Raw genomic sequence first — 15996 nt, forward strand, 5'->3', positions numbered from 1 at the left:
CACTTATTCAAAAAATTGCGCATTGTAAATGCGAGTGATCCTCTGGTTTGATAGGCAACTGCACCAGGAGGATAGATGGCGAGACGCACAAAGCCGCTGGCGGAATATTTTCGAGTGATGGTGACCGCAGCAAGCCTAGCTGACGAGATAAACGTCTCTCGCACTGGATGGGGTCTGGCACGGTGGTTTGAAGCCGACCAACACCTGCCCAGGCATTCGGTTGATGAAAAAAGTTGGCGCCGGTTCCTCGACGGTCACAAGCCTCATCATTCTCGCCTGGAAAAAATCTTCGCCGCAGCGCCAGCGGTCAAATCTTTTTTCGATCACCCATTTTGGGCTGCCCTCAGCCTGACCTGCACTCAAGCTGATAGCGTCCGGATACTGAAATCCTTTGGCTGGATACGCCGGCAGAATGATAGGTTCTGGTTTGAAGGGCCCTCGGAACTATCTGCCCTGGATCGACTCGCCTGTCTGCTGGCCATGCTCAGCTGTGAGAGAGCTCCCTATCATCATCGGGAAATTGGACGCCGCTTATGCGTCGAATATGTCGACCTCACTAGCGCTCGGCTTTGGAAGGACCATTCTGCGGACCTGTTGCGGCTCATCAAAATGAAACTGGAAAAGGCAGTGGGTACGTTATTTGGCGTGACCGATGTGGAAGTGCCCATAGCGTTCAGGTTTTGGGGCTTGGTCAAAGACGATTTTTTCAGGAATGAAAGCATCGCAAGTGTACGCGCATGGCCCGCATGGCGTGAGGCCGTGTACACTTTAAACTGGGAAGATCAGTTTCGCTTGGGAGACTTCATCAAGCATCGAAATATGCCGCTGCAGTCTCAGATTGACGAGTTTGATCGGCGCGTCTATAGAAAGGTACGCGCTCGTATGTACCGAGCCCTTAACAAAGCACGAGCAACTACACCTGTCCTCTGATTGCGGTTTGCATCGTCTCCGAGACATTTTTGAGTAAACTGCGGATCTGATTCATCTCCGTCTCGCACTGTTTGACTTCGAGCCTTAAACGCTGAATGACTACACATAAATCGCTCATAATTCTTGTCGGATCGTCTTTTTCTGAAACAAGATAATTGATAGCGTCTTCCATGCTGGATTTATCATCAAGTTTCTCATAAAAATCGGCTTTCGAAAGATAGGAGGGCATGGGGGTAAGAAATTTGTCACCAACCAGGGGGGATTCTGGCTTTGACTTAATGATCTTCAAAAGTTTTATGATTGTTGCCTTCGAGCCCTTGTTGCCCATTGCAGTGCGAATAGCCTCCAGCGTCGGCGTTTTGCCAAGAGATTTCAGGCGCTCTAGAGCGTTTTCAACATCAAGCTGTGTGATCTTTCTGTTCATAAAAAACTCCGACAGTTATTTTGTCTTAGCAGATTTTAGCATTTATGTGCAGATGCCAATTCTATGTGGCGATGTTGAAGCACTGGTTTAGACATCGCTTATAACAAAATAGTAAGCGCCCGCGTACATCCGCTGCGGGAGAAAGTATAACAGGTGAAGCCCTGTAATCCTCTCTATGCACCATTTAATCCATCACCGGGTGCCAACAGACTCTGCGTTTTCAGTAATTCTATAATATACCCTTTGGTAAAAGCTTAAGGACAGTTTTTCGGCGGAGCGATTCAATACGTGAGTTAAACCCTTCTGCAGCCTACATTGTGCCTTACCGATAGCATCTAGACAAAGCGGGGCCAAGTTGGAGTAGAGTGGTGTCGTCTGCAAAAAAGAACCTGTGGCACTGGCGATCTACCAAAACGGGCTCGCTCCTGGCCCTCTTGGTCAATGTCATTCAGAGCTGGATTACATACCGTTTCTTCGAGATTGATGCATCCGCGATGGCCATATCTAATGGCGCTGTTGCCGTCTTCATCTTTTTAGTCGACTACCGCGACGACCGCTTTCTCAAAGGTTTCTTTCTGATTGCGTATGGCGTGATGATCCAATTTTCCTGCGACTTGGTATTCAAACAAGCATTGGAAGGCTCGCATTGGGCAGATAACGTCAGGATGCTGCTGATGATCACTATCGGTTCTACCAGGGCAGGCGGGAGCTTGATCGCCACACGTAGTTATCGCAGTTCAACCTACCTGGACTCCAATACAATCAGTCCAATGGTGAGGCGGCTTTCGGTCAACTCGGCACACTCGAACGTCACGTGCATGGGCTGGATCGCAAACTGGACCGATTGATCAAACGGGCGGGACTGGCGAGCGCTTGCCTGTTGTTCGCCGGGCTTATGCTATTGATCTTGCTGTTAGCACGCTGAGTCAGTGCGCAAGTGTCGCTGCAATTGGAGACACAGCCATGCCGGGGCAGTTAGTCAGTCCGCCACAGCACGCCTTCGGGGAGACTCAGATGGCTAAGCGGCGCTTGAAACCCTCCAGCCCGGTCTTGGCCACTGCCGAATAGGGCGCAGCTGCGGCCTTGAGTTCTTGCCGCATGCGGTCACCTAGCAGCCGCAGCCGTGTGGCAACACCGGCTGCGGGCGTTCCTCTAGCTGAAGCGCGGCGTCCGGCGCCTCCAATGCGTCGATCGACTTGGCCAGGTCAATGATGAGGTCGCCAAGGAACTCCATGCTACGCAGCACGCGATAGCGGTCTTGCAGCAGCTTAAGACGGTTCAGTCCGTACACCAGGATTAAGGCTGCACCGCGCTGTTGCTGCTTTGGGGTACCGGTCGCCACAATCAATCCCGTGGGGTGCGCGGGCTCAACGCTATACAGCAGATGAGCAACTGGGACGTCATTGCAGGGGCTGGGGAGCAATGGCTGTTCCCGGGAGAAGTCTGGCGCTGAATACTTTCCGCTGTATGCGTTCGACGCGGACCGCGAGTATCGGCCTGTTCCAGTTTTGGAGAGCATTATCCAAGTTCTGGCTGAACGGGGGGGGGGGGGAGAGGGCTTTTGGTTTGGCTCCTCTAACTCTTATCTAGCCGGCAGGGGGCCAAAAGACGTCCCAAAGCAAAATCCAGTGTAGTCATGAATGCTGTCAAGCTTGAGGCAGTCGACATTTTGCATGGATGACAGAGCCGAGCCGCCTCTTTTTTGCTTTTTGGGACGCGGCGGTAGCTAAGCCAGGCGTCAGAAGGTCTGATGGGGGGCGTGATGCAACCAAAATGCAGGAAAAGCCTCGCCTTACGCGAGGCGCTTTCATTGCGCCGAAGTTACCAAGGTCGGCAATACCTCAGACGCTTTTCCGATCAGCATGAGTTCCCGGCTACCTCCGAGCGATACGTCCACCAGGTTTACATGTATGACGGTGGCCCCGGCTGTGTGCGCGATCTCTGGGATGTCGGCGGCAGGGGTCACGACCCCTGATGTCCCCACAGAGATCAGCACGTCGCATTGACGAACCATCGCCATGCTCGCCTTCCACGCCCCAAGTGGCAGGTCCTCCTTAAACCAAACGATGCCTGGTCTGAGCCGTCCATTGCAGCGCAGGCAGCGCGGTGGTTCGATCTCCAGGACCTCAGCGGGATCGGTTGTTTGAGTCATTGTCAGCTTTGCTGGCCGGGCACATGCAAAGCATTTTGGCACTTCGAGACTGCCGTGTAGGTGGATGACCTCTTTCGTACCTGCGCGCTCGTGTAGGTCATCAATATTCTGAGTCACCACGGCCAGGTGGCGCTCGGTAGCTGCCAGGCGAGAAAGAGCCAGGTGCGCGGCATTGGGCTCCGCGCTCTTGGCTTGCTGTCTTCGCCACAAATAGAAGCCCCATACCAACCCCGGGTTCTCACGGAACGCATCCGCCGTTTCCAACTGCCTGGAATCGTATACGGACCATAGTCCGGACTGCTTGTCGCGAAAAGTGGGAATGCCGCTTTCGGCAGAGATCCCAGCGCCGGTAAAGACCACAACTCGCCGCGCGGCACGTAGTGCTGCGGCAGCCAGTGCCATGTCTGTCATAGTTCCTCTATCCTCTGCTGCCGTGGACTGCCCCAGAACATCTGCAGCGGGGCCTATGCGCCGCAGAGAGTGGACAGCATTTCGGTACGGCGCCTACTTCTGCCATAGTGGGCCATACAGGTTCGCCGCTCTCTTATTAATGTCATTCGGTCCGTACGAAGGAATGTGGCTGTACAGGGACTTGGACGAATAAAGCACCCTCGATCGCTTCCTGAACCGCAAATCCAGATCTCCTACCTTGTAGCTAGCCACTGCAGTTCGATAGACAACTGCGCTGTCCTCCGTGGCCACGCCCTCAAACATCACAATACTCTCCAGCTTCTCAAGCACCCATTCGTGTCGGCCGCTGATGGTGGGCGGACACATCATCTGTACCTGTTCAATTACCACGTCCTTCACGACCAATAGATAATGGCGGAGCTCGTAGGCACATTCGATCACCGCAGCGCGGTTGCGCTGGCCGGTGCGCATGCAGGTGATTGTGACGATGAAGCATAGGCCTTCTATTTCCCCATGGGTCCAAGAACGCACCTCCCGGTAGTCGGGGTCGTAAACAAAAATCACTCAGAGCACCGTGGTAAGTAGACGAGGGCCGCTCCGACGAGCAGCAGAGGCTGCCCATACCGTAGCGAGCAGGTACGATCGGGCGTTTCGCTAGGTTTCCCCAGCCGAGCGCAATTCTAACGAAATGAACACTATAGATTGTAGCCCTATAGTGTTCAAAAAGGCTTCATCGTTCCTTTTGCGAGGAGCGGTCATGGAAATCAAACAAGCCTTTGGCGTCGCACTCCGCAACGCGCGCTTGCGCAGGCGGCTGACACAGGAAGATTTTCACGGCATCTGTAGTCGGACCTACATGAGCACGCTGGAGCGAGGCATGAGAAACCCTACTATTGACAAGGCTGCGGCGCTAGCCGAACGGCTCAACATCCACCCTTTAACCCTATTGGCAGAGACATTCCTAGTGCTGGACCCTGATGCGGACCTTGCGTCTCTGCTGAAGAAAGTCATCCAACAAACGGAGGTCTAATCATACTGGCCGGGTGGAAGTCTGGCGGTGGCACATAGAGATCTTTGAAGCCCTCAGCACAGAACTCCGTCATCTGGACGGCCTCCGACGCGCTAATACCGAGTCAGTCAGGACTCGCCGGTGCTGTGTGCTCTTCCCGCCATGAACACTATAGTGCACACTTCGGGGCGTACGTGCAGGGCAGCACACGCGCACTTTTAGGGAAATAGCATAGACATGCGCACAGCTGCGTATGCCTAAGTCGGCCCCTTCTACTCAAAATGCCTATGGTCGACGTTGCTATTTCCCATCTTGAGAACAAGCAGAGCACACCAAGCGAGCCAAACACCGAGGCCTTCATGCATCGGTATTTTCGTCCCTTTGACATTGACCGAACATGCCCCAAGGGCCGCAGATCTTGGTTGGAGTACTCCGTACTCTCCTAGCCGTAATCGATCGACATAACGTGCAGTGCATAGGAATCTAGGCGTTACGCGTATTGTTGTATCTACCAGCGATAGTGTCGCGCACCGTACAGCCCCCCGTCCTGAGAACGGCGACGCTTATCCCAAAAACTTGCTTCTGACAGCGCTCAATAGAACATGAAGATGAGATATCTGGTCACCGGTCGGGACAGTTAGCGATTGTCTGCGCCTACCTTGAAAACCACCTGTGATCCGTCTTGAATCGAGGGACTGATTCAATCAGCTGAGCCGCCAAGGGGAGGGGGCTCGGGCATTAACACAGGGAAGCAGTCATGCAGACAAGTACCGAAGGTATCTATTGCAGCAGTCTGGTCGCGGTTGTCGAGGCGGCCTTTTGACTCGGTTACGACCCTTATGCTTTGGCAGCTCAAGACAAGCTCGATGTGGCGAGATTTTTGGAGATGTCGCCTTTGATGCTACGGCAGGGCCCGGAACGAGTTATCGATAAGTCTCTGCTCGTAGCCAAAATCATTAATGGGCGATGGCCGATTCATGAACTCAGCGGCCCATTCATTCAAGATGCTCAACTCACCGCGTGCCTCCCCGACGACAGCTGATGCGCCAGCCTCGTTAAGCAGTAGGCGTCGAGCCGCCTCACGGCATCTGTACTATAAGGAGTAAGCATGGTAGGTAGAGAGCGAAGGTTTTCTGTACACGACCTTCTGGTCGCGTTACTACGCGACCAGAATATTCACGACGGCTTCTGGGGGCTGACGGTGCAGTTTGAAGCAGAAGGGGCGGCTGTACCGATAGCCGGTAAGCCCGGAGAAAATTTGCCTGGTCTTGCCGTCGCAGTGTCGGGTGTAACTCTCACTCCTGCGACGGAGGGCGAAAACGGTGCCGTTGACGCTTCATTGGTCAACCCCCCGCGGCCAGCTCCTGTTAGGAATCGAGCAAAAGTGAAGACTCTTCAGTAATTGGCTTCCAGGGCTGCAGAGGACTTTAGGGCGAAATACCGTCTTGCGAAGACGGAGCGCTAAGCTCCGGTCAGTATTGGCACCAGAAGTTCGACATCCGTTTTTGGCCGATTGCCGCCTTTGGTGAAGGGCCGCAACCGACCCATAGCTGCCTCCAAAAGACCTTTGAGTTGCCGGTTGAGCTTCAGAATTTGTTTGCAGAGTTATTGCGCTGCGCGCAGAGGATGCGGGCGGCTATCCGGCTAGGACCTCGTCAGCCTTTCAGTCATAATAGTGGCCTAGGCCATTTATCGGTTGACTACCAAAACGCATTAGAGGGGTGGCTGAAATGAGTATGCCGAGTGAACGCACCCGAAGTGTGATCCAAACAGAAGCGTTTTTGCGAGAGTTGTCAAAGAGCCCGCTCATTCCTGAGGAGTACCGTAATGAAGCGAAGCGCCTTCTGCGACATTACCCTGAGTCGTCGTTTGTCCTATTCGCCGGCAAGATGGATGACATTATTCAAAGTGCAGAGCCTGGAGATCCCAGGCGGGAATTAGCCATCAGCGGTTATCACCCTATGTTTACTGCGGAGATAAATCTTTAGGCCAGTGCTTTAACAAGGTCTCCCGTTTGTAATGCAGACGCGCTTGCCAAGTCTCTTATTGTCTTTGTCGGTCCCGATAGGAGATGTCGTGTGGACCCCAAGCATCGAGTGCCCACCGCCTCAACTGGGGCTAGCTCGTCACACTGCGGACACGACTGTCAGTTTTGACCGATTGCTGTCGTTGGCGACCGACAGCTTTCGGTCCAGAGTGTGTAAAAACGTATTCGATCAGCAGCATCGTAAGGCGCTGGGTCAAACCACGTTCTGTGTAGATTCCCGACAGACCGAAAACCATCGAATGATGGGATCGTCTAAAACCAGTGCTCGTTCATTTTCGAAAGAAACTCTGGGTTAACCGGCGCGCTGGATGCTGAGCCGATGACCGAGTCAATCCCACACTTCGGACACAAAACGGTGGTATCCAGATCGACCCACTCTGTGATTTCTGCGGACGAAAACACACTTAAGCAGTAAAAACAGCCACAACGATCACTTGCTTCAATTTGGGCTCGGTGATTTTTACAAAATCGGTGCGCTGAAATTACATCCATGGGTAAGCCCTTCAACTTCAAATTCAGTAGCATATCGTGCTTACGTCAGAGTACGTGAAGACCCGGCTAACGTTGCTATGATTGCCCAAAGTGTTAACGCAGGATTGCCCATGAAACGTTTCATTCAGGGTGAGCATCGCGGACAAAGCAATTTGCTTCCCGAAATCCTTGACGACTACGTCAGTGACACAAATCCGGTGGGAGTAGTGGACGTTTTCGTCGACGAACTCGACCTGGTCAATCTACGTTTTGAAGGCGTCATTCCAGCCGATACCGGCCGACCTGCTTACCACCCCGCAATCTTGCCGAATATCTACATATACGGCTATCTCAACCGCATTCAATCGAGCCGGCGTCTTGAACGAGAAGCCCAACGCAACGTCGAGTTGATGTGGCTGACAGGGCGTTTGATGCCCGATTTCAAGACCATCGCCAACTTCCGAAAAGACAACAGCAAGGCCATCCGAGGCGTCTGCCGCCAATTCGTGGTGCTGTGCCAGCAGTTGGGACTGTTCGGAGAAAATCTGGTTGCCATTGACGGCAGTAAATTCAAGGCCGTCAACAACCGCGACCGCAATTTCACCAGCGCCAAGCTGAAGCGGCGGATGGAAGAAATTGAATCGAGTATCAATCGGTACCTGACTGCGCTCGACGAAGCCGATCGGCAAGAACCCTCGATTGCTCAGCCCAAGGCTGCTCGTCTGCAAGAGAAAATCGACAAGCTCAAAGCTCAGATGAAAGAGTTACGGGTCATTGAAACTCAGCTCAACGAATCGTCGGATAAACAGGTTTCACTGACCGATCCAGACGCCCGCTCCATGATGACTCGCGGCACGGGCATCGTCGGTTACAACGTGCAGACAGCGGTCGATACCCAGCACCATTTGATCGTTGCGCATGAGGTGACCAACGTCGGTTACGACCGCGATCAACTCAGCTCGATGGCCAAGCAGGCCCGCGAGGCGATGGCGTCAGAGACGCTGTCGGTAGTGGCTGACCGAGGTTACTTCAAAAGCGAAGAAATCTTGGCTTGTCACGATGCAGGAATCACTGCCTAGGTGCCCAAGCCGATGACCTCTGGAGCCAAGGCAGACGGGCGCTTTAATAACGATGCCTTCATCTATGACGCGGCAAAAAACGAATACATTTGCCCGGCTGGAGAAACACTGATCTGGCGCTATACCAACGTTGAAAAAGGCCTGACGTTGCACCGTTACTGGAGTTCGAAAAGCCGGGGCTGCGTAATGAAACCGCAGTGCACACCGAGCACGGAACGGCGGGTTCGGCGCTGGGAGCATGAAGCCGTACTGGAGGAAATGCAGAATAGGCTGAGCAACGCGCCGGAAATGATGCGGATCCGAAAACGAAAGGTTGAGCATCCCTTCGGGACACTCAAACAATGGATGGTCGCCACGCATTTCCTGACACGAAAGCTGAACGGAGTAAGTGCCGAGATGAGCTTGAACGTCCTCGCCTACAACCTGAAGCGGGTCATGAAAATTCTCGGTATCAGCGGTTTAATGAAGGCGCTGTCGGCCTGAAGATGTCTTTATTTTGGCCACCCTGCACGGTAAAAGCGACGCTGGGGCTCCTAGGCCCTAGTGATGATTCGCAGGACTTGTTGCGAGCAATTACTCAGCTAATAGCCGTCGGCGCTAAGCGCCGAAAGGTAAGCGTCCGCCAAACACACCACCGCCGGTACGGGTGCCATTTCTGATGACCATCATCAACTACCTCCAGTTCTGCTTGCGAGGTTTCGGTCGATTCTTGCAATGTGTCGCCCGAGGCATTACGACCTTCGCTTGCCCCGGGGACACCTGAACCTAGACCGGCTCGTGCCGTCTCAGGCGACCTGGTACAGACGGCGTTCGACCAGCGCGCTGCCACGCAGGCGGCGTGCTGCTTTCGCGCCAGCGAGCACGGCCAGATCCAGCAGCGGTTCGAGGATGACAACGGTCATGTAGGCGCTGCCGAAGGTAAGGACTGAAAGTGCGTTCTCTGCCGTGAAGCCCTTCCCGTAGAAGGCCCAGAAGGCAACCCAAGCGACGATGCCTGACTGGAAAACAGTGGACAGGCCTAGTGCCTGGCGATAGCTCAGGTCCACATAGGGCGTATCTGGCGCAATGATACGCCGCGCTAGGGCAGCAACTGCCAACAGCGGTACCAAAAGGGTGGTGACGTTCATGCCGTACTGCGGAAGGTCGAATTGAGCGAAGAACAAACCCTGGATCAGCAGGCCCAGAGCGAGACCTGCCGCCGCGGGCGCGCCGCCGAACAACAGGAACAGCGTCGAGCCGATTATGAGATGCACCTCGGAAACGCCGACCGGTTGGTGCGGTAGTAGCTGAAAGAAGCCAAACACCAGCGACGTGGCGGCGGTGGTGCGAGCTACCAGCGAGACGGCACCTCGTTCGCCAATGGCGTCCGCGGCGAGTTTGATGGTGTAGGTGCCGACGCTTGCGGCGGTAACATAGCTCAGCCAGAGTTTTCCGGCTTCCACCAGACCAGGTTCGATATGCATGACGATGACTCCTTGGCCGCCTCGGCGGCTTGTTAGGGGAAAAATAGAGACAACAAAGAAATTGCTTCGACCTCAGCAGGCGGCTCGACTGATCGCTACGGGCTCGCGATGCGGCAGATGCTCGTGGGTGTGCCCGTGGGCCGGCGGGCAGCTTGCATTGACCAGTGCCACCGGTTGTCCATGGGGGGTATTTAGGTAAGCCTGCCGCCATTCCTCGACCCGCTGTGCGATGTCTTCCATACCGGCCAGGCCGAGTGTGGTGACCATTCTTTCCATCGCCGTGATCCATTGCCGGTAGTAGGCGTCATTGACGCTTTCTCCGGGTTGCGCCGGTGCAGCCTTGATCTCTTCGCTGAACACCTGCACCCAGTCCTTCCAGGGGAACAGGCCGGCTTGGTGCAAGTGCACCAGCAGGGAAAAAGCCTGGGCCTGCCAAGGCTTGTCGAATGCCGGGCCTTTATCGTCGAGAGGGAGACCGACGGTTTTGTAGTCGTGGTGCATGCTCGTGTTCATACGGCCTCCAGGTAGTTGTCCCAGAGGTCAATGCACACACTGTCCGGCCGCGCGACTCCCCACAGTTCTTCAGCGCTGAAGCTCACTGCATAGACCTGCTGCGGCTGCTCGCCCAACCCGTGGGCCATCGTGTCCGGGGTGGCGAACGCTCCATGTGCAATCACGATTGTGCCAACCTTACCGCGCGCGTAGCGTGGCAGTCGGGTGTGGTTGGTAGGATTTAGGTTCTTCGTCCGCACCCGGTCACCGACTCGGAACTGACCGGGGATATCTTCTTTTGCCCGCGAGGAGGCGCCGCCGAGCACTACGGCCTCGACGATGTCCGGTGTTAACACCGTGACAGGCTGTGTCGGTGGGCTCGGTTTGGCCGTGCCCTGCAGTTCGGCGGCGCTAATGACGCCTTTTTCCGTCAGCAGGGTCTCAAAGGCGTGCAGCCAGTGCTCGTAGTAGCTCGCCTGCAGGTATTCGGCCGGTTCCATGCGTTCGATGGCGTGGCGGAATTCGTCGACGTTGAAGTACCCGCCGACGAAGAGTGAGGCGAAGAGCGGAAAAACTCTACGCTCCCAGTCATGATGGAAGATGGGTTCGTGCTCTTCCGTGAGCACTGGGCCGAAGCCATGCATACCGCCCAGGTCGTGTATACCGTTCATAGGGTTTCTCCTTCTCAGATTCAGACCACGTCATCCGGCTTCTTAGGCAGGCCGGTACCGATCATGGAGTCGCGAGTCACGAGTTCGATCAGTTGCTCCTCGCTCCAGCCGTCAGTGCCCGCCGGACGTTCCGGTAGTACCAGATAGCGCAGCTCAGCGCTGCTGTCCCAGACGCGAACTTCCTTGTCATCGGGAATCGTCAGACCGAACTCGGCCAGCACGCTGCGCGGGTCGATGACTATTCGTGAGCGATAAGGCGCAGACTTGTACCAGGCTGGTGGCAGACCCAGGGTCGGCCAGGGGTAGCAGGAGCACAATGTGCACACCGTCACGTTGTGCACGGCCTGGCTGTTTTCCACTACCACCATGTCTTCGCCCTGAACACCGGAAAAGCCCAACTCGGCGATGGCTGCGGTGCCACCTTCCAGCAGCCGATGTTTGTACACGGGATCGAACCAGGCCTTCGCTATCACTTGGGCGCCGTTGCGCGGGCCGACCTTGTGTTGGTAGGTGTCCACCAGCGCGTCCATGGCCATGGAGTCGACCAACCCCTTTTCCGTCAGCAGGGATTCGAGCGCCTTGACGCGCAGCTCGATGGCCTCCGGAGGCTCAGTGTGATCGTGATGATGTTCGTGTGTGTGGCTCATGTCTTTGCCCCCTGAGAAGTTGATGAAATCGCCACCAGCATTACTCACTGGTGAAGATCCGTTCGCCACGCGTCGAAATGGATACTTGGGATAAAGGTGTACTCATCGGTTGTTTCCTCATCTGCCTATACGGATAAACAGCAAACTTTCGACGCGCGACGTTTTGTGAGTCTGCGGTGGAGCAGGCTTACAGCGTCTGCCAATCGACAGAAGCCTCGAATGCGGCTGCCGCTTGATAGAGGGTGCCTTCGGCATAATGCTTGCCGACCAACATCAGACCCACTGGCAGCCCGTTCACCAGGCCACAAGGGATCGACATGGCCGGGTGACCCGTAATGTCTTGAGCGGCAGTGTTGCCGAGCATCTCCAGCGCCCGGGAGACGTTCTCGGTGATCGAGCAACCCGGTTCAGGCAGCGGCTGGGCGATGATCGGTACCGTCGGCATGACCAGCAGGTCGTAGGTGTCCAGCGCCTTGTCATAACCGGCTCGGGCAACGCGTGCGATGTTCTGCGCCTTGGCGTAGTAACGGCCGTTGTAACGCTCCAGACCAAACTGGCCGACGAACATGCAGAGCTTGAGCGACGGGGACAATGCATTCGCCTGATTGCGCCAGCCGGCCTGTTTGTCCAGTAGCCTAACGTCGTACAGCCCCTTCCAGTTAAAGCCTGCGCCATTGCCGTGCATCATCTGCATTGTCAGGCCTTCGCAACCGATAGGGCTCCACAGCGATCCCGCCAGGTTGTGTTCGGGAACGGATACTTCCTCCACGACGGCGCCCAATGCCTTGAATTTTGCGATGGCGCCGCGTACTTTCTCTGCGACGCGTGGGTCCTGGTTGGCGAGTTGAAAGCCTTCCAGCAGGATCCCGATCTTGAGTCCGCTTACGCCTCGCTCCAGATAGTCACTATAGCCGTCGACTTTAGGCGCAGCCTGGCGTGGATCGAGTCCATCCGCTCCGGCCATGACTTCGAGCATGAGTGCGTTATCGCGTACGTTGCTTGTCATGGGGCCGACGTGATCGAAAGTGGCTTCAATCGCCATGACACCGGTGTAAGGCACTAAACCCCAGGTGGGCTTCATGCCATAAATGCCGCACCACGCTGCAGGAATACGGGCAGAGCCACCCTGGTCACCGCCAATGGCCAGATCAACCTCGCCTGTGGCCACCAGCGCCGCGCTGCCGGAGGACGAACCGCCCGTTGCGAAACCATGGCGCAAAGGGTGGTGCACGGGAGCTGGGTCTGAGGTATGGCTACCACCGGAGAGGCAGTAGTGTTCACAGGTGGCTTTACCAAGGATAGTTGCTCCGGCGTCCAGCAAGCGCGTCACCACGGTGGCGTCAAACGAGGGTACGAAACCCTCCAGTGGCGCGGCGCCGTTCATCATGGGGACACCGGCTAGAGAGATATTGTCTTTGAGCGCGACGGTCTTGCCGACCAACTTGCCTGAACTGGCCCCCATCACCTCGGTCTTGTAGTACCAGGCGTTTAGCGGGTTTTCCGTGCTTGAAGGGCGATGAACAGGACCGCGCTCGTAGCGCACTGGAGGGGTAAAATCGGGTAACTCGTCGACCAGGTCGTACGCCTCAAAACTTGACTGCATGAGTGCCAGATATTCACCGGCTTGTTCTGGAGTCAACTCTATATTCAGCCGACCGGCGATGTCCAGAAGTTGATCAAGGGTGGGGCGAACAATTGCCATAGTGGGATCCTGTCATTAGTCCAAACAGCCCCTATACAAGGCGCTTTGGAAATGGGTTGTAAGATTTTTTTGGTGGTTGCCGCGCAAATTAATGGTTCGGCGACGGCAACGCGGTAATTGGGGTCGAGCAACTAAAGTAAGCTGGAGCCTTGACTGCTGCTTGGTTGGGCAGGACAGGTGCTTGGTTGAGCAGGACAGCCCGATATCGGATGTTTTAGTTCAATACTGTGTTCGGCGCGTCGGGATACAAGTAGATCCTCTTGCTGACGGATCCAAGGTAGATCCGCCTGCGCTCTCCCGCTTGGCTGAACAGGACGCCCGTTATGCCTATTACGCTCAGAACACTTTCAGGAGCCGCAGGTTGAGGCGCGCATCTTCCTTGAACCCTTGCTCGACCTCTATGTCCTTGCCGATCTGGGCTTGGATTTGCAGTGTTGGCCCAATAAAGTGCGTCACGGTGAAACGAGCATAAGAAGTGGAAACGCCGTTGTGCTGATCAATGCCGTCCACGGTGGTCGCGGAACCGCTGATGTATCCAGCGCCGACTGCGAAGGTGGTGCTCGGCGTCCAGGCGTAGCGCACCGCAGACTGGTACTCGTAGCGAGTGTCTTCTTCGAGTTTTACGCTGGTCGATCCGTAGTCATTATTGGCTGATACCCAAGACGCCTCAGCCACGGTGTCCAGCGCCCATTTCTGGGAGAAATGGTGGATGTAGGCAGCCTGTAACGTGGCACGCCAGCGGTTCTCTCCGAGATTCAGGGCGTCGTTTTTGTCGTAGCTGCCCACTGGAATATACAAGTAAGGGGCCAGTGCAAAAACATCTTTGTTGGCGGTGGGTAATGTCCACTTTAGCGGTGCAGAGATGATCGGGTCGCCAATGCCGCGAGTGTCTCCAAGGGCGCCAATATCGCCCGAGGCGTTCATCTGACCGAAGGGCACCAGAAACTGGGGTTCCCAGGAGAGGTTCTCCGAAAGACCAATAGCGCGGACGTAACGCAGGATGCCTATGTCCGAACTGAGCTTGGCATTGTCGGAAACCTTGTGGCCATTCTGGTATTGGTCCGAGCGATCGGCATGTTGATAGTAGAGCAGCAGGGCATTGGCGCCGGCCGGCAACGGCTCGAAATCGCCCGGAGCCACTTCGATGGCCTGGGTTTTGAAAAAGGGCAACATGCCCAGTACGAGTAATGAGTGGTTCAGCTTCATGATCGAATTCCTGGCAAAAAGGGTCCCCAACCCCATGCGCTGGAGGAGAGGGACCAAAACTGTTCGGGAAGAGCTCGGTGTCAGGGCGGAATCTGCATCAAGGCCGACCCGGTATTCCTGGTCGTGTCGGGTGTCAGTTACTAAGGCACCGCGTCGCGCAGCATTCCAGTCTGCGGATGGCAGTTGAGGTACTCGAACAACTGCTGGCTGCCATCCGATACCGATACCTCGTGGTACAATCGCAGCTTCGAAAGGCCTCCGATCACGCGGAAGAACGTGGTGAAAATACGTAGGTGAGTGGGGTGGGATTCGGCCCACCGCTCCAGTTTGTCGAGTGAACGCCAGTGACCGATGTCATAGGCGATGTCGAGCAAATTGCCGTCTAGGTCGATGTTGCGGACGAAGCGGTTGCTGTAGCAACCCAGTGCTTGCCCCTCGTCGCGCAGGAAGTCCATGCCGTCCTGCAGTGGCGGCAGCATCTCGTTGAAATACAGCGCGCGTTCTTCCTCGCCAGCTTCGACCCAGTCTTGTCCGGAGCGGATCAGCGTCAGATTGTCGTGACCACGCACCACGACCCTGCCGCCCTTGGCGGGGTCGCCGGAAAGCACTTGTAATTCGCTGGTCGGCTGCATCCAGTCGGTCTGTGAGACCGCAAAGCGGTCGCGTGCAGAGCCCCAGTAGCCGTGCTCCTCGATTTCGCCGCTGATGCCGTCCATGACGGCGCCGATGCCAGGCAAATCTTCCTTGAAGGCATACAGCGTCTCGAACTGCTCGGCGCGCGGTGCGATGACCTCGCGGAAATACCCCAGTCCCTCGTTCAGGCGCGCGTCATCACTCCACCAGTCGGCCACCGGCGGCGAGCGTAGCCACTGGCAATAGGCAACTGGATCACGCCAGTAGCCAACGACGATGAAATTTCCGTAGCCCTGATTGTCGAGGTGGTAGGTCATGTCGTGGTTCCCCGGGCCATTGGCGAGGGCGAAGCTGGACACAATGTGGCGCATGGTCTCTAGAGCGGCGGTGCGCTGTTCTTCGCGAAATTGCACGCCGAGGTAGGCCATCACGACTTGCTGAACGCTTTCGTCAGCGCGGCCGACAAACATCGGGAAGGGGGGCTGGTAGTCGTCGTGAACCCGGCGGGACAGTGTCCGGGGACATTTGAGGTGTTTATCGATTGCAGATTCCATGGGGGCTCCGTTATTGCCGTCTCAGGCGGACGGTTAGTGGTTCAACATCCCAGTGGGTGTTGTCGTTTTTTGCTGGAACAAATCTTTTGGCGTTGCAGCACCAGC

The 15996-nt window shown here is 55.8% G+C and carries 15 protein-coding genes and 1 pseudogene; 5 read left to right on the forward strand and 11 right to left on the reverse strand.

Annotated features, from left to right (window positions below):
- Positions 1 to 75: 75 nt before the first annotated feature.
- Positions 76 to 930: a hypothetical protein gene (locus KBY02_RS06150; RefSeq protein WP_024642197.1), complete on the forward strand. Its 855-nt coding sequence runs from the start codon at positions 76 to 78 to the stop codon at positions 928 to 930.
- On the opposite strand, the gene KBY02_RS06155 is transcribed toward KBY02_RS06150, so the two are convergent.
- A complete protein-coding gene (locus KBY02_RS06155) occupies positions 914 to 1354 on the reverse strand; it encodes a DNA-binding protein (RefSeq protein WP_024642198.1) in 441 nt (146 codons plus the stop codon). The two genes, KBY02_RS06150 and KBY02_RS06155, sit on opposite strands and share 17 nt — an antisense overlap.
- A gap of 368 nt (positions 1355 to 1722) precedes the next feature.
- Here KBY02_RS06155 and KBY02_RS06160 point away from each other — a divergent pair, with 368 nt between their 5' ends.
- Positions 1723 to 2202 (forward strand): hypothetical protein, encoded by a 480-nt coding sequence (locus KBY02_RS06160; RefSeq protein WP_024642199.1) that lies wholly within the window; start codon positions 1723 to 1725, stop codon positions 2200 to 2202.
- Positions 2203 to 2462: 260 nt separating this feature from the next.
- Here KBY02_RS06160 and KBY02_RS06165 read toward each other — a convergent pair whose 3' ends face one another.
- From KBY02_RS06165 to KBY02_RS06175, 3 genes are all read right to left on the reverse strand, one after another.
- Complete coding sequence (locus KBY02_RS06165) at positions 2463 to 2696, reverse strand: hypothetical protein (RefSeq protein WP_024642200.1); 234 nt, start codon at positions 2694 to 2696, stop codon at positions 2463 to 2465.
- Positions 2697 to 3161: 465 nt separating this feature from the next.
- Complete coding sequence (locus KBY02_RS06170) at positions 3162 to 3917, reverse strand: SIR2 family NAD-dependent protein deacylase (protein ID WP_024642201.1); 756 nt, start codon at positions 3915 to 3917, stop codon at positions 3162 to 3164.
- A 93-nt stretch (positions 3918 to 4010) separates the two neighbouring features.
- The gene (locus KBY02_RS06175) at positions 4011 to 4481 is read right to left on the reverse strand and encodes a hypothetical protein (protein ID WP_024642202.1); all 471 of its coding nucleotides are present in this window, start codon (positions 4479 to 4481) and stop codon (positions 4011 to 4013) included.
- A 193-nt stretch (positions 4482 to 4674) separates the two neighbouring features.
- Between KBY02_RS06175 and KBY02_RS06180 the strand changes: the two genes are divergently transcribed.
- The 3 genes and pseudogenes from KBY02_RS06180 to KBY02_RS06185 all read left to right on the forward strand — a co-directional run bounded on the left by KBY02_RS06180 (position 4675) and on the right by KBY02_RS06185 (position 9006).
- Positions 4675 to 4947, forward strand: coding sequence for a helix-turn-helix domain-containing protein (locus tag KBY02_RS06180; protein ID WP_024642203.1), 273 nt, complete (start codon positions 4675 to 4677; stop codon positions 4945 to 4947).
- A gap of 1715 nt (positions 4948 to 6662) precedes the next feature.
- A complete protein-coding gene (locus tag KBY02_RS26245; RefSeq protein WP_308507369.1) occupies positions 6663 to 6914 on the forward strand; it encodes a BPSL0761 family protein in 252 nt (83 codons plus the stop codon).
- Between the two features lie 661 nt (positions 6915 to 7575).
- A pseudogene (locus KBY02_RS06185) lies at positions 7576 to 9006 on the forward strand (IS1182 family transposase).
- Positions 9007 to 9308: 302 nt separating this feature from the next.
- Here the strand turns inward: KBY02_RS06185 and KBY02_RS06190 are convergent.
- The 7 genes from KBY02_RS06190 to KBY02_RS06220 all read right to left on the reverse strand — a co-directional run bounded on the left by KBY02_RS06190 (position 9309) and on the right by KBY02_RS06220 (position 15891).
- Complete coding sequence (locus KBY02_RS06190) at positions 9309 to 9986, reverse strand: energy-coupling factor ABC transporter permease (protein ID WP_024642026.1); 678 nt, start codon at positions 9984 to 9986, stop codon at positions 9309 to 9311.
- A 72-nt stretch (positions 9987 to 10058) separates the two neighbouring features.
- Positions 10059 to 10499 carry a nitrile hydratase accessory protein gene (locus KBY02_RS06195; RefSeq protein WP_024642027.1) on the reverse strand — a complete coding sequence of 147 codons (441 nt, stop codon included), beginning with the start codon at positions 10497 to 10499 and terminating at the stop codon, positions 10059 to 10061.
- Positions 10496 to 11149 (reverse strand): nitrile hydratase subunit beta, encoded by a 654-nt coding sequence (gene nthB, locus KBY02_RS06200; protein WP_024642028.1) that lies wholly within the window; start codon positions 11147 to 11149, stop codon positions 10496 to 10498. The genes KBY02_RS06195 and nthB overlap by 4 nt, the downstream gene beginning before the upstream one ends.
- Positions 11150 to 11169: 20 nt before the next feature.
- A complete protein-coding gene (gene nthA / locus KBY02_RS06205) occupies positions 11170 to 11796 on the reverse strand; it encodes a nitrile hydratase subunit alpha (RefSeq protein ID WP_024642029.1) in 627 nt (208 codons plus the stop codon).
- A 187-nt stretch (positions 11797 to 11983) separates the two neighbouring features.
- On the reverse strand, positions 11984 to 13498 hold the full coding sequence (locus tag KBY02_RS06210) for an amidase (protein WP_024642030.1): 1515 nt from the start codon (positions 13496 to 13498) through the stop codon (positions 11984 to 11986).
- A gap of 336 nt (positions 13499 to 13834) precedes the next feature.
- Positions 13835 to 14704, reverse strand: a complete 870-nt coding sequence (locus KBY02_RS06215) for a transporter (RefSeq protein ID WP_024642031.1) — start codon at positions 14702 to 14704, stop codon at positions 13835 to 13837.
- A gap of 140 nt (positions 14705 to 14844) precedes the next feature.
- A complete protein-coding gene (locus KBY02_RS06220) occupies positions 14845 to 15891 on the reverse strand; it encodes a phenylacetaldoxime dehydratase family protein (RefSeq protein WP_024642032.1) in 1047 nt (348 codons plus the stop codon).
- Positions 15892 to 15996 lie beyond the last annotated feature (105 nt).

Source organism: Pseudomonas sp. P129, assembly GCF_020312195.1.
GTDB classification, from domain to species: Bacteria; Pseudomonadota; Gammaproteobacteria; order Pseudomonadales; family Pseudomonadaceae; genus Aquipseudomonas; species Aquipseudomonas fragariae.

Coding starts and splice junctions, on each gene's coding strand:
- KBY02_RS06150 (WP_024642197.1), top strand. CDS start 76: ATGGCGAGACGCACAAAGCCGCTGGCGGAATATTTTCGAGTGATGGTG.
- KBY02_RS06155 (WP_024642198.1), bottom strand. CDS start 1,354: ATGAACAGAAAGATCACACAGCTTGATGTTGAAAACGCTCTAGAGCGC.
- KBY02_RS06170 (WP_024642201.1), bottom strand. CDS start 3,917: ATGACAGACATGGCACTGGCTGCCGCAGCACTACGTGCCGCGCGGCGA.
- KBY02_RS06180 (WP_024642203.1), top strand. CDS start 4,675: ATGGAAATCAAACAAGCCTTTGGCGTCGCACTCCGCAACGCGCGCTTG.
- KBY02_RS26245 (WP_308507369.1), top strand. CDS start 6,663: ATGCCGAGTGAACGCACCCGAAGTGTGATCCAAACAGAAGCGTTTTTG.
- KBY02_RS06190 (WP_024642026.1), bottom strand. CDS start 9,986: ATGCATATCGAACCTGGTCTGGTGGAAGCCGGAAAACTCTGGCTGAGC.
- KBY02_RS06195 (WP_024642027.1), bottom strand. CDS start 10,499: ATGAACACGAGCATGCACCACGACTACAAAACCGTCGGTCTCCCTCTC.
- nthB (WP_024642028.1), bottom strand. CDS start 11,149: ATGAACGGTATACACGACCTGGGCGGTATGCATGGCTTCGGCCCAGTG.
- nthA (WP_024642029.1), bottom strand. CDS start 11,796: ATGAGCCACACACACGAACATCATCACGATCACACTGAGCCTCCGGAG.
- KBY02_RS06210 (WP_024642030.1), bottom strand. CDS start 13,498: ATGGCAATTGTTCGCCCCACCCTTGATCAACTTCTGGACATCGCCGGT.
- KBY02_RS06215 (WP_024642031.1), bottom strand. CDS start 14,704: ATGAAGCTGAACCACTCATTACTCGTACTGGGCATGTTGCCCTTTTTC.
- KBY02_RS06220 (WP_024642032.1), bottom strand. CDS start 15,891: ATGGAATCTGCAATCGATAAACACCTCAAATGTCCCCGGACACTGTCC.